Below are 12857 nucleotides of genomic sequence, written 5' to 3'. Positions count from 1 at the left end.
TGCCAGCTGTCAGTTGCAGACTGCCAAACGAAGGGCGAAAACCACGTCGCGACAGGCGCGCATTGATCCGGCGGTGAGTCGGCGGCATAATGTAGCCCCTTTTTTCTGCCCCTACATGTGGAAGGTTCCCGTGACTCAGAAGCCCGACCAGTGTCTTGGTGAATGGATCGATCGTGAAGCGCTCGCTGAGGCGATGATTCCGCTTATCGGTCAGCTTTACCGCAATAACAACGTGGTGAGTTCGATCTATGGCCGCAGCCTGATCAATCGTTCAGTCATCGCGATTCTCAAAGCTCACCGCTTTGCTCGCCATCGCCAGTCCGACGACAGCGAATTGTCCGTCCACGAAACTTTCCCGCTGCTCAAAGCGATGAGCGAGCTCAAGCTCGGCGCCGCTTCGGTAGACCTGGGCAAGCTGGCCGTCAAGTTCAAGACCGAAGGCAATGGCCGTACTGCCGAGCAGTTCGTCCGTGACGAATTGGCCGATGTGGTTGGCAAGCAAAATGGTTCCGGGCGTAAAGGCACTGACGTTGTACTGTACGGCTTCGGTCGTATCGGCCGTCTGCTGGCGCGCATCCTGATCGAAAAAACCGGTGGTGGCGACGGCCTGCGTCTGCGCGCCATCGTTGTCCGCAAGGGCGCCGAGAACGATCTGGTCAAGCGTGCCAGCCTGCTGCGTCGTGACTCGGTTCATGGTCCGTTCGATGGCACCATCACTATTGATGAAGCCAACAACACCATCACCGCCAACGGCAACCTGATCCAGGTGATCTACGCGAAGAACCCTACTGAAGTGGATTACACTCAGTACGGCATCAACAACGCACTGCTGGTGGACAACACCGGCGTATGGCGTGACGCCGAGGGTCTGGGTCAGCACCTGTCCTGCCCGGGTATCGACCGCGTTGTTCTGACCGCGCCAGGCAAAGGCAAGCTGAAGAACATCGTGCACGGTATCAACCATGCCGAAATCACTGCTGACGACAAGATCGTTTCCGCCGCTTCCTGCACCACCAACGCCATTGTGCCGGTGCTCAAGGCCGTCAACGACAAGTTCGGCATCGTCAACGGTCACGTTGAAACAGTTCACTCGTACACCAACGACCAGAACCTGATCGACAACTTCCACAAAGGCGATCGCCGTGGTCGTAGCGCCGCGTTGAACATGGTAATCACCGAGACCGGTGCTGCCACCGCCGCTGCCAAGGCACTGCCTGAGCTGGCTGGCAAGTTGACCGGTAACGCGATCCGCGTTCCGACGCCAAACGTGTCGATGGCCATTCTCAACCTCAACCTTGAGAAAGCCAGCACCCGCGAAGAGATGAACGAGTACCTGCGCTACATGGCGCTGCACTCCGATCTGCATAAGCAAATCGACTACGTCAACTCGCAGGAAGTGGTTTCCACCGACTTCGTTGGCTCGCGTCACGCCGGCGTGGTGGATGCTGAAGCGACCATCTGCAACGATAACCGCGTTGTTCTGTACGTTTGGTACGACAACGAATTCGGTTACAGCTGCCAGGTAGTCCGCGTGATGGAAGACATGGCCGGTGTAAACCCGCCAGCGTTCCCGCGCTAAGCGATTGCACAAACAAAAACGCCCCGACTTGTCGGGGCGTTTTTGTTTGTGCGGGTTGCTTGGGGTTGAGATCGTCTGATCTGGCGTCTCGCGGGCAAGCCTCGCTCCTACAGGATTTGCGCAACCCATGTAGGAGCGAGGCTTGCCCGCGATCGATCTGTCAGGCGCCGCCGACTACAGACGCTTGCGCGGTGCGCAGCGCATGCTTGTTGCCACGGAACAACACCAGCGTTGCGACCAACCCAAGAACCGCTGCACCACTGAGCCAGATTCCCGGTGCCGCTTTGTTGCCCAGAACATGGATCAGGTAGGTGCACGCCGCTGGCGTGAATCCGCCAAAGGTCGCAGTCGCCAGGCTGTAGGCCAGGGAGAAGCCGGTCGTCCGTACTTCAACCGGCATGATTTCGGTCAGGGCTACCACCATGGCGCCGTTATACGAGCCATAAAGGAATGACAGCCACAACTCGACGATCAGCAAGTGGCTGAAGCTCGGGTTGGCCACCAGCCAGGACAGCGCCGGATAAGCCGTCAGCAGAGCCAGGATGGTCGCCGCCAACAGTAGCGGTTTGCGGCCGATCTTGTCGGAAAGCGCTCCCATGACTGGTAGCCAGAAGAAATTCGATAGACCGATACAGACCGTGACCAGCAGCGCGTCCAGGTCCGACAGGTTCAGCTCGGCTTTGCCGAAGGTTGGGGTGTAGGCGGTAATCAGATAGAACGACACAGTGGTCATCACTACCAGCGCCATGCCACCTAGCACCAGTCCAAAGTTCTGGCTGATCGAGCGAACAATGTCCTTTAGGGTCGGGCGATGTTGGCGTGCCTGGAACTCCGGAGTTTCTTCCAGCGAACGACGAATCACGAAGATGACCGGCACGATCATGCAGCCGATCAGGAACGGCACGCGCCAGCCCCAATCGCCCATTTGATCCGGGCTCAGCCAGTGGTTCAGGCCCACGCCGAGCAGACCGGCGAAGACCACCGCGGCTTGTTGGCTCGCGGATTGCCAGCTGACGAAAAAGCCTTTGCGGCCCACAGTGGCGATTTCTGCCAGATACACCGACACGCCGCCCAGTTCCACGCCGGCCGAGAAGCCTTGCAGCAGTCGACCGAACAACACGATCAGTGGCGCGGCGACGCCCAGTGTGGCGTAACCCGGCACACAGGCAATCAGCACGGTGCCCGCGGCCATCAGTGCGAGGGTGATGATCAAACCTTTGCGGCGGCCATGGCGGTCGATGTAGGCACCGAGGAAAATTGCACCCAGTGGGCGCATCAGGAAGCCGGCCCCGAAGGTGGCCAGCGACAGCATCAATGACGCAAAAGCGCTATCGGCAGGGAAGAAGGTTTTAGCGATGGCCGTGGCGTAAAAGCCGTAGACCATGAAGTCGAACATCTCGAGAAAGTTGCCGCTGACAACGCGAAAAATCGCTTTGCCTTTGCCCGTATTCGAGGACATTTGAAGGTGCTCACTTTTGGCTGTCTTATTTGGAATCCCTGGTCTTGACGCTTCCTTTTGCCGAAGTCGGGCATTCGCCGTCCCATCGAGCAGTTTGTAACAATATGTGTATCCATGGAGGGAGGCAACAAATAGTTAGCTTGCTGCTTAAACGATAAAGCCACTTAAATGAGTTGATTAAAACGGGTTTAGCCTAAGCATGGTCTGGCGCAGGTGGGTATCTGTCGCATAATGCCCAGCCCTGAGAGGTGTGTATTTGCAGGGAGAGTCGATTCTCGGGAGGTGCAGGTTTGTTGCGCAAGAGCCGAATGCAGGTCGTCAGTCTTTTTGTGGTACTCGGCACGTTGTCGGGCTGTGGCAATGGCGACTCGCTGGAAAGTTTCGGCGGTCCGACCATGGGCAGTACCTATTCAATCAAATATGTGCGCCACAAGGGCGTCCCCGGGCCAGCCGAGGTCCAGCCGCAGGTCGAGAGGATCCTGGCCGAGGTCGATCAGCAGATGTCGACCTACCGCGGCGACTCGGACATCGAGCGCTTCAACGATTTGCCGGCGAACAGTTGTCAGCGAATGCCTGCGTCGATCCTGCAATTGGTGCGTGTCGGCGAGCAGCTGTCGGTTACAAGCGATGGTTCGTATGATCTGACGGTGGAGCCGCTGATGAACCTGTGGGGCTTTGGTCCGCAAGCCCGCGAGGAGAAAGTCCCAAGTACCGAAGCGCTGGCTCTGGTCCGGCAGCGGGTAGGCCATGCTCATTTGCGAATCGAGGGGGATCAGCTGTGCAAGGATGCGCCGGTCGAGGTCGACTTCAACAGCATTGCCGCCGGTTATACCGTGGACCGGATCGCCGCGAAGCTGACAGCCATGGGCATCGACAGCTACCTGGCTGAAGCCACAGGCGAACTCAAGGCTGTCGGTAAAAAGCTCGACGGCTCGCCCTGGCGGATTGCTCTGGAAGAGCCTCGGGACGATCAACAAGTGGCTGAGCGAGTGATCGCGGTGGATGGTTACGGTGTTTCCACCTCTGGCGACTATCGTAATTACTTCGAGCAGGATGGGCGGCGTTATTCCCACACCTTCGACGCTCGTACCGGCGCACCGATCGATCACGCTCTGGCGTCAGTGACGGTGATTCATCCTTCGACGTTGATGGCCGATGGCTTATCGACACTGCTGCTGATTCTTGGCCCGCAACGAGGTTGGGAATACGCAGAAAAAAATGATATCGGTGCATTTTTTGTGATTCGTACCGATACAGGTTTTGTCACGCGTACCAGTCAGGCTTTTGATCGTCTGGTTGCCGGTAAAACCGAGTAATGGCGGTGGTGTCCGTGATTCGCGATAGCGATTTAGTGCAGGCAAAAGTAGCCTACGACGCGACCAAGGGTTAATGTGCGCGGCGTTGACGCTTCTATAGACTGTGTCCGGATTCGTAACCGACCCAAATTGTTCCTTCATGCCGCCGGCCGCGGCATGATTTAGCCGGAGACGCCAGAGTGGTGTCTCGGCCTGTTCTGAGGAGTACGCATGGCTGTCTACAACTACGACGTGGTGGTGCTGGGTTCCGGCCCTGCTGGAGAAGGTGCGGCAATGAACGCCGCCAAAGCAGGGCGCAAGGTGGCGATGGTCGATAGTCGTCGCCAGGTCGGCGGCAACTGCACCCACCTGGGGACCATCCCGTCCAAGGCTTTGCGTCACTCGGTACGGCAGATCATGCAGTTCAACACCAACCCGATGTTCCGGGCCATTGGTGAGCCGCGCTGGTTCTCTTTCCCTGACGTACTCAAGAGTGCGGAAAAGGTCATCTCCAAGCAGGTTGCTTCGCGCACCGGCTATTACGCGCGCAATCGGGTTGACCTGTTCTTCGGCACAGGCAGCTTCGCCGACGAGCAGACGGTCGAAGTGGTGTGCGCCAACGGCGTGGTCGAAAAACTGGTGGCCAAGCAGATCATCATTGCCACCGGCTCGCGCCCGTATCGTCCGGCCGACATCGATTTCCACCACCCGCGTATCTACGATAGCGACACCATCCTGAGCCTGGGTCACACGCCGCGCAAACTCATCGTTTACGGCGCCGGGGTAATTGGTTGCGAATACGCCTCGATCTTCAGTGGCCTGGGTGTGCTGGTAGAGCTGGTGGATAACCGCGAGCAGCTGCTCAGTTTCCTGGATTCCGAGATTTCCCAGGCGCTGAGTTACCACTTCAGCAACAACAACATCACTGTGCGCCACAACGAAGATTACGATCGGGTCGAAGGCGTGGACAACGGCGTGATCCTGCACCTCAAATCCGGCAAGAAGATCAAGGCCGACGCCTTGCTCTGGTGCAACGGTCGCACTGGCAACACCGATCAGCTGGGCCTGGAAAATATCGGGATCAAGGTCAACAGCCGTGGCCAGATCGAAGTGGACCAGACCTATCGCACCTGTGTGGCGAACATCTACGGTGCTGGCGACGTGATCGGCTGGCCGAGCCTGGCCAGTGCCGCCCATGACCAGGGGCGTTCGGCAGCCGGCAGCATTGTCGATAATGGCAGCTGGCGCTTCGTCAACGATGTGCCGACCGGTATCTACACCATTCCGGAGATCAGCTCGATCGGCAAGAACGAGCAAGAGTTGACCCAGGCCAAAGTGCCTTACGAAGTGGGCAAGGCGTTCTTCAAGAGCATGGCGCGCGCGCAGATCGCCGGTGAGCCCCAGGGCATGCTCAAGATCCTCTTCCACCGCGAAACCCTGGAGATCCTCGGGGTGCACTGCTTCGGCTATCAAGCTTCCGAGATCGTCCACATCGGTCAGGCGATCATGAACCAGAAGGGTGAGGCCAACAGCCTCAAGTACTTCGTCAACACCACGTTCAACTACCCGACCATGGCCGAAGCCTATCGGGTCGCTGCTTACGACGGCCTCAACCGGCTTTTTTAAGCGGCTCCGGCCGGTGGCCTGAGCCGGCCGGGGAGACCGATTTCAGCAATTCTCGAGAGTGGCGCTGGCCAAACCGGGAAAGTCTGTAATCAGGCTATCTACGCCGAAGTCGGCGAGCCTGCGCATCAGCGCGGGTTCGTTGACTGTCCACACCGACACATGCAGACCCTGGCGCTGGGCTTTCTGCAGGCGCTCGGGCGTGCACAGCGTCCAGTTCAACGCCAGAATCTCACAGCCATAGCTCTGCGCGACCTTCAGTGGGTCGAGCCAGGCGTATTCGGCTACCAGTCCGCGTGACACATCCGGTGTCAGATCCAGTGCAGCTTTCAGTACTTCCCTTGAGCTCGACGTGATGGTGACTTTGTCCAGCAGCCCGAAGCGCTGAGCCATCTCTCGAATGGCCAGCACGATGGTTGCTGCGCGGGTTCGCGAAGCACTTTTGACTTCCAGTTGCCAATGCTCGAAGTCGCATTTTTCGAACAGCTCTTCCAAACGCGGAATCGGGCATGGTTTGATCCATCCCGGGCCGCCCTTGCGTGCGTCATAGGTCACCAGGTTGGCGGCCGAATGTTCGACCACCTTGCCGCGCCGGTCGGTGGTGCGCTTGAGCGTCGGGTCGTGAATCACCATCAACTCGCCGTCCATGGACAAATGCAGGTCCAGCTCGCAGCGTCGTACCCCGTGCTTGAGGCATTGTTGAAAACTGGTCAGGGTGTTTTCCGGTGCTTCGCCTTTGGCGCCGCGGTGGCCGTAGATAAGGGTCACGGTTGTTCCTTAATGATTGCCTGGTTCGTTCTGTTCGCGCGCAAGGCGTCGTTCTTGAGCCTGTTTGTGCAAGATATAGCGGGCCAGCAATTGGCGTTGCGCATCGGTGAGGGATTCGAACTCGGTGCCAATCTGGAAAGTGCCGAAGCTTTCCGGTTCACAGTGAGTGACCTTGGCCCGTAACAGCAGACCCAGCGCTTGCGGCATCAGCAATAGCTTGATCGCCAGATGGCTGCCGGTCGGGTAGGCGAGGTGATGCTCGAACTCGATACCGCCTTCGGACAGCACCACATGCCGTGGCTCTTCGAACTTGCCGAGCACGGTCTGCGCAACAACCTGGCCGAGCAGGTCGATACGCTTGTTCATGACTTTCAGGTAGCTGGCGGTGTTTCGATCACGCTCGCTGATCTGTCTGAGCAGGTGTTGCGACTCGAATTCGCTCAGATGCAGTTCACTGAGCAGATTGAACAGCGGTGACTCATCCTGCAACACTTCCTGGCCTGCGGCTTCGTGGGCAGACAGGGGCCTAATTTCCAGTGCGATCGTGTCCTTGATACGGTAGTATTCGCGGCGATCTTCTTCATCTAATGTCGACATGGCGAACCCATGGTAGCGGCGGTGGTCTGAGTGTAAAGCTGGTTACCGACCCCCGCCACAAGGACGTTCCTCTTTCCTCCGAACAAGCCCCGACATGTTCAGACCTCTCTTCGTATTTATCGGCACGCGTTATACCCGTGCAAAACGCCGCAATCATTTTGTGTCATTTATTTCCCTGACATCGATGATCGGACTCGCCCTCGGCGTAGTCGTGATGATCGTCGTGTTATCGGTGATGAATGGCTTCGATCATGAGATGCGCACCCGTGTATTGGGCATGGTGCCTCACGCGACCATCGAATCCGATGAACCCATCGGCGACTGGCAAAGCCTGGCCGCCAAGGTCAAGCAAAACCCGCAGGTGCAGGCGGTTGCGCCGTTCACCCAGATGCAGGGTTTGCTGACCAACAACGGTCAGGTGCAGAAAGTCCTGCTCAATGCCGTCGACCCAGCCCAGGAGCGGAAGGTCTCGATCATTGACAACTTCATGACGCAGGGCAAGCTCGACGACCTGGCGCCGGGCAGCTTCGGCATTGTGATCGGCGACAAGGCCGCGACCAAACTCGGCGTGGGCCTTGGCGACAAGCTGACCTTCGTCGCTCCGGAAGTCACCGTGACCCCGGCCGGGATGTTCCCGCGGATGAAGCGCTTCACGGTGGTCGGCATTTTCCATGTCGGCGCCGGTGAGCTGGACGGTTACCTGGGTTTGACCAATCTTGACGATCTGGCACGCCTGCATCGCTGGAAGCCGGATCAGGTACAGGGTCTGCGCTTGAAGTTCGACGACCTGTTCCAGGCACCGCGCACCGCGTGGAACATCGCCCAGAAGCTCGGTGAGAACCATTACTTCGCTCGTGACTGGACCCGCACCCACGGCAACCTGTATCAGGCCATCCGCATGGAAAAAGCCATGATCGGCCTGCTGTTGTTGCTGATCGTGGCCGTTGCTGCGTTCAACATCATTTCCACGCTGGTGATGGTGGTGAATGACAAGAAAGGCGACATTGCGATTCTGCGCACCCTCGGCTCCACACCGGGACAGATCATGGCGATCTTCATGGTCCAGGGCACGGTGATCGGCGTCGTTGGTACGGCAATCGGTGCCGTGGTCGGCATGTTCGCCGCGTTGAATGTCAGTGCCGCGATTTCCGCCCTCGAAGGCCTGATCGGGCACAAATTCCTTAATGCTGACGTGTACTTCATCGACTACCTGCCGTCGCAACTGATGGCCGAAGACGTGTTGATGGTCTGCGGCGCGGCGTTGGTCCTGAGTTTCCTCGCCACCCTGTATCCAGCCTGGCGTGCTGCGCGCACCCAGCCTGCGGAGGCGCTACGTTATGAGTGATTTGGGTATGAGTACTAAAGCAGTCTTGAGTTGCCGCGATCTGGGTAAGTCCTACGAGGAAGGCCCGGAATCGGTGGTGGTGCTGTCCGGTTTGCAGCTGGAGCTGCACCCGGGTGAGCGTGTGGCAATTGTCGGCACCTCCGGTTCCGGCAAGAGTACCTTGCTCAACCTGCTTGGTGGCCTCGATACACCCACCAAAGGCAGCGTCTGGCTGGCCGGTGAAGAGCTGTCGGCACTCAACGAAAAGTCCCGCGGCCTGTTGCGCAACCGTTCGCTGGGTTTCGTTTACCAGTTCCACCACTTGCTGCCCGAGTTCACCGCGCTGGAAAACGTCTGCATGCCGCTGTTGATCGGTCGCACGGCGATTCCCGAAGCCCGTCAGCGGGCCAAGGCCTTGCTGGATCGCGTCGGTTTGGGCCATCGCCTGGAGCACAAACCGGCCGAATTGTCCGGTGGCGAACGTCAGCGCGTGGCCATCGCCCGTGCTCTGGTGAACAAGCCGGGGCTGGTGATGCTCGATGAGCCGACCGGCAACCTCGACTCCCACACCGCCCAGGGCATTCAGGATTTGATGCTGGAACTCAGCACCTCGATGCGCACCGCGTTCCTGGTGGTGACCCACGACATGAACCTGGCCCGCCAGATGGATCGCGTCCTGCACCTGCAGGAAGGTCGCCTGACGCCCATCTGATTGGCCGAAACCCGGCACGCCTGAAAAGCGCGTCGGGTCTTTTATTTTTATACGGTGCCCCAGCGAATGTTCAGACCGTTATCGATCTTTATCGGCACGCGCTATACCCGCGCCAAGCGCCGCAATCGCTTTGTTTCCTTCATCTCGATGACCTCGATGATCGGCCTCGCCCTGGGTGTGTTGGCGATGATCGTGGTGCTGTCGGTGATGAACGGCTTTCAGCGCGAAATGAGCTCGCGCATCCTCGGTATGGTGCCCCACGCGACCATCGTCGGCGTCAATCCGATCAATGATTGGCAGCCGGTGGCGGCTGCCGCCATGAAGAATCCCGAAGTGACGGCTGCGGTGCCGTTCACCGAGATGGAAGGCATGCTGTCCTACAAGGGCTCGATGCAACCGATCCAGATCAGCGGCGTCGATCCGGCTCAGGAAGGCAAGGTGTCCATCGTTGCCCAGCACATCGTGCAGGGTCGTCTGGACGACCTGAAGCCCGGTGAGTTCGGGGTGGTGGTCGGTGAAATCACTGCGCGCCGTTTCCGCTTGAACGTCGGCGACAGGATCACCCTGATCGTGCCGGAAGTCAGCACCGCGCCGGGTGGCATCACACCGCGCATGCAGCGGCTGAATGTGGTCGGCGTGTTCAAGGTCGGCGCGGAGCTGGATGGCTCCATGGCGCTGATTCACGTCGCCGACGCCGCGCAAATGCAGCACTGGGAGCCCAATCAGGTACAAAGCGTTCGTCTGGCGGTGAAGGATCTGTATGCCGCTCCACAAGTGTCGACGGACATCGCCACCGGCCTGGGCGATAGCTACAAGGCCGATGACTGGACCCACACCCAGGGCAGCCTGTTCAGCGCGATGAAGATGGAAAAGACCATGATCGGCCTGCTGTTGCTGATGATCGTCGCCGTGGCTGCGTTCAACATCATCGCCACCTTGATCATGGTGGTGAACGACAAGGGCGCGGACATCGCGATCCTTCGCACCATCGGCGCTACGCCACGGCAGATCATGGCGATCTTCATGGTTCAGGGGACCGTGATCGGGATTGTCGGCACCTTGATCGGCGGCGTTCTTGGGGTGATCGCGGCGTTGAATGTGAGCGAGCTAGTGGGTTGGCTGGAGCGGGTCAGTGGCCAGCATATCTTTAGTTCCGATGTGTACTTCGTCAGCAATCTGCCGTCCGAACTGCAAGGCGTGGATGTGGCGCTGATCTGCACAGCCGGTTTTGCCCTGAGCTTTCTGGCCACGGTGTATCCCGCCTGGCGCGCGTCGAAGATCCAGCCGGCGGATGCGTTGAGATATTCGTAAGGGCCTCTGATCGTTCCCACGCTCTGCGTGGGCATGCAGCCCGTGACGCTCTGCGTCACAAGCGGACGCGGAGCGTAGGAACGATCAGATTCTCGGCAACTCAATCACAAACCGGGTCCATCCCTTATCCGACTCGCAATGAATCTGCCCGCCATGGGCGCGGATGATCGACTGGGTGATCGCCAATCCCAATCCCGCATGTTCGCTGCTGCCCTCACGGCGAGCCGGATCGGCCCGGTAAAAGCGATCGAACAAACGCGGCAATAATGCCTGGTCAATTGCGCTTCCGCTGTTCTCGATGCTCAGGCTCAAGCCCTTGGGTCGATCAACAACTCGTACCCGCACCTCTCCGTTCGCCGGGGTAAAACGCAGCGCATTGTCCAGCAGGTTGGAGAGGGCGCGGCGCAGCATGCTGCGGTCCCCGGTAAAGCGTGCGTTGCCTTCGCGGGTCAGACTGATTTGCGTTTCTTCTGCAAGCGGCGCGAAGAACTCCAGCAACAGGTCCGCCTCATCCCCCAGTTCCAGGGGCTCGCGTTTCGGGATCAGCAAGCCATGATCGGCTTTGGCCAGATACAGCATGTCGTTGACCAGTTGCGCCATCCATTGCAGCTCTTCCAGATTGCTGTGCAACGCCTCGCGATAGTCCTCCAGCGGCCGTGGTCGGGTGAGGGTGACCTGAGTATGGGTGAGCAAATTCGACAGCGGTGTGCGCAGTTCATGGGCGATGTCGGCGGAAAACGCCGAAAGTCGCTGGAACGAATCGTCCAGGCGCCCGAGCATGGCGTTAAACGCGTGGGCCAGTTCGGCGAGTTCGGCTGGCATCTGATCGTGGGGCAGGCGCTTGGTCAGCGAACTGGCGGAAACACTGGCGGCGACTTCACTCATACGTCGTAGCGGGCGCAAACCGCTGCGTGCGGCCCAGGCACCCAATAACGCCGTGGCGAGCGCCGACAGGCCAACGGTCAACCAGATCAAATGCTGCATGCGTTGCAGGAAGTGTTGATGGTGGGTGATGTCGAGCATCAGCGTCAGCTGTGGGGAGCCCGGCTTGCCCGGCTCCAGCGCCGCGTTGTAGACCCGGTAGGCAGTGCCAGCGCTTTGCAGGCTGTGCAAACCGGGCTCGGTTGGCAAGCCGGAGGGCAGGGTGGTTGAGCTGTCGAACCAGACGCTGCCATTTGCAGTACTGACGCGCAGCGCCAGGTCTGGTTGATGATTGAGTTCATCCTGCAACGAGGCTTGGCGATCAGCGAAACGGGCCGGGTCATCGGCACCTTGCAAAGCACTGCGCAATGCGATCAATTTGCCATCGAGCAATTGCTGATCGAGTTCGATGAAGTGTCCTTCGCTGGCGCGACTGAAGAGCACGCCAGCCAGTAACGAAACCACTGCGGTGCAGGCGGCAAACAGCAAGGCCAGGCGGCTGCTCAGGGAAAGACAGCGCATCAGACAGGACGCTCTTCAAGGACGTAGCCCATGCCGCGCACGGTATGAATCAATTTGTTCGTGTAGTCATCGTCGATCTTCAGGCGCAAGCGGCGAATCGCCACTTCAATCACATTGGTGTCGCTGTCGAAATTCATGTCCCACACTTGCGAGGCGATCAGCGATTTGGGCAGCACTTCGCCCTGGCGCCGCAACAGCATCTCCAGCAGGGCGAACTCCTTGGCGGTGAGGTCGATGCGCTGGCCACTGCGTTCGACCCGGCGACGGATCAAGTCCAGGCGCAAGTCGGCCAGTTGCAGGCTGGTTTCTTGTGGCGTGGCACTGCCTCGGCGCAACAGGCTTCGTACACGGGCGAGGAGTTCGGAGAAGGCGAAGGGTTTGACCAGGTAGTCGTCGGCGCCGAGTTCGAGGCCATGCACGCGGTCTTCCACAGCGTCGCGGGCGGTCAGAAACAGCACCGGCATGTCCAGGCCCGCGCTGCGCACGGCTTGTAGAATTTGCCAACCGTCACGACCGGGCAGCATCACATCCAGGATCAGCAGCGCGTAATCACCGGTCAGCGCAAGGTGCTGACCGGTGGTGCCATCGGCCACCAGTTCGGCGTTAAAGCCGGCTTCACTCAGCCCTTGGCGCAGATACTGCCCGGTTTTCAGTTGGTCTTCGACGATCAGCAGTTTCATGGGCGACTCATGGCAAACGGACGGGAGCTTTATACCGTGGGCGGTGGCAACGCGGCGTAACCTGAC

Annotated in this window: 11 protein-coding genes; 6 read left to right on the top strand and 5 right to left on the bottom strand. The window is 59.2% G+C overall.

Going from position 1 to position 12857, the window contains the following annotated elements:
• Nucleotides 1–115 precede the first annotated feature (115 nt).
• Entirely contained in the window at nt 116–1579 is a 1464-nt protein-coding gene (locus tag AC07W5_RS07325; RefSeq protein ID WP_494992296.1) for a glyceraldehyde-3-phosphate dehydrogenase, read from the top strand.
• Nucleotides 1580–1739: 160 nt separating this feature from the next.
• On the opposite strand, the gene AC07W5_RS07320 is transcribed toward AC07W5_RS07325, so the two are convergent.
• Nucleotides 1740–3038, bottom strand: a complete 1299-nt coding sequence (locus tag AC07W5_RS07320) for an MFS transporter (protein ID WP_495012610.1) — start codon at nt 3036–3038, stop codon at nt 1740–1742.
• 308 nt (nt 3039–3346) lie between these two features.
• Here AC07W5_RS07320 and AC07W5_RS07315 point away from each other — a divergent pair, with 308 nt between their 5' ends.
• Nucleotides 3347–4354: an FAD:protein FMN transferase gene (locus tag AC07W5_RS07315; RefSeq protein WP_495023228.1), complete on the top strand. Its 1008-nt coding sequence runs from the start codon at nt 3347–3349 to the stop codon at nt 4352–4354.
• A 210-nt stretch (nt 4355–4564) separates the two neighbouring features.
• On the top strand, nt 4565–5959 hold the full coding sequence (gene sthA / locus AC07W5_RS07310) for a Si-specific NAD(P)(+) transhydrogenase (RefSeq protein ID WP_494992293.1): 1395 nt from the start codon (nt 4565–4567) through the stop codon (nt 5957–5959).
• Between the two features lie 42 nt (nt 5960–6001).
• Here sthA and AC07W5_RS07305 read toward each other — a convergent pair whose 3' ends face one another.
• Entirely contained in the window at nt 6002–6724 is a 723-nt protein-coding gene (locus tag AC07W5_RS07305) for a glycerophosphodiester phosphodiesterase (RefSeq protein WP_495023103.1), read from the bottom strand.
• Nucleotides 6725–6733: 9 nt separating this feature from the next.
• Nucleotides 6734–7321, bottom strand: a complete 588-nt coding sequence (locus AC07W5_RS07300; protein WP_494992291.1) for a PilZ domain-containing protein — start codon at nt 7319–7321, stop codon at nt 6734–6736.
• Between the two features lie 94 nt (nt 7322–7415).
• On the opposite strand from AC07W5_RS07300, the gene AC07W5_RS07295 reads away from it, so the two are divergent.
• The 3 genes from AC07W5_RS07295 to AC07W5_RS07285 all read left to right on the top strand — a co-directional run bounded on the left by AC07W5_RS07295 (nt 7416) and on the right by AC07W5_RS07285 (nt 10668).
• Nucleotides 7416–8666 carry a lipoprotein-releasing ABC transporter permease subunit gene (locus AC07W5_RS07295; RefSeq protein WP_495012609.1) on the top strand — a complete coding sequence of 417 codons (1251 nt, stop codon included), beginning with the start codon at nt 7416–7418 and terminating at the stop codon, nt 8664–8666.
• A 7-nt stretch (nt 8667–8673) separates the two neighbouring features.
• Complete coding sequence (lolD, locus tag AC07W5_RS07290; protein WP_494992289.1) at nt 8674–9357, top strand: lipoprotein-releasing ABC transporter ATP-binding protein LolD; 684 nt, start codon at nt 8674–8676, stop codon at nt 9355–9357.
• A 66-nt stretch (nt 9358–9423) separates the two neighbouring features.
• Nucleotides 9424–10668, top strand: a complete 1245-nt coding sequence (locus tag AC07W5_RS07285; RefSeq protein WP_495023102.1) for a lipoprotein-releasing ABC transporter permease subunit — start codon at nt 9424–9426, stop codon at nt 10666–10668.
• A gap of 84 nt (nt 10669–10752) precedes the next feature.
• Here AC07W5_RS07285 and AC07W5_RS07280 read toward each other — a convergent pair whose 3' ends face one another.
• A complete protein-coding gene (locus AC07W5_RS07280; protein WP_495023101.1) occupies nt 10753–12111 on the bottom strand; it encodes a heavy metal sensor histidine kinase in 1359 nt (452 codons plus the stop codon).
• A complete protein-coding gene (locus AC07W5_RS07275; protein WP_494992286.1) occupies nt 12111–12791 on the bottom strand; it encodes a heavy metal response regulator transcription factor in 681 nt (226 codons plus the stop codon). The genes AC07W5_RS07280 and AC07W5_RS07275 overlap by 1 nt, the downstream gene beginning before the upstream one ends.
• Nucleotides 12792–12857: the final 66 nt, after the last annotated feature.

The sequence above is a fragment of the Pseudomonas sp. GW821-FHT01E05 genome (assembly GCF_059422425.1).
This window is presented reverse-complemented; position numbering and strand designations above follow the sequence as displayed.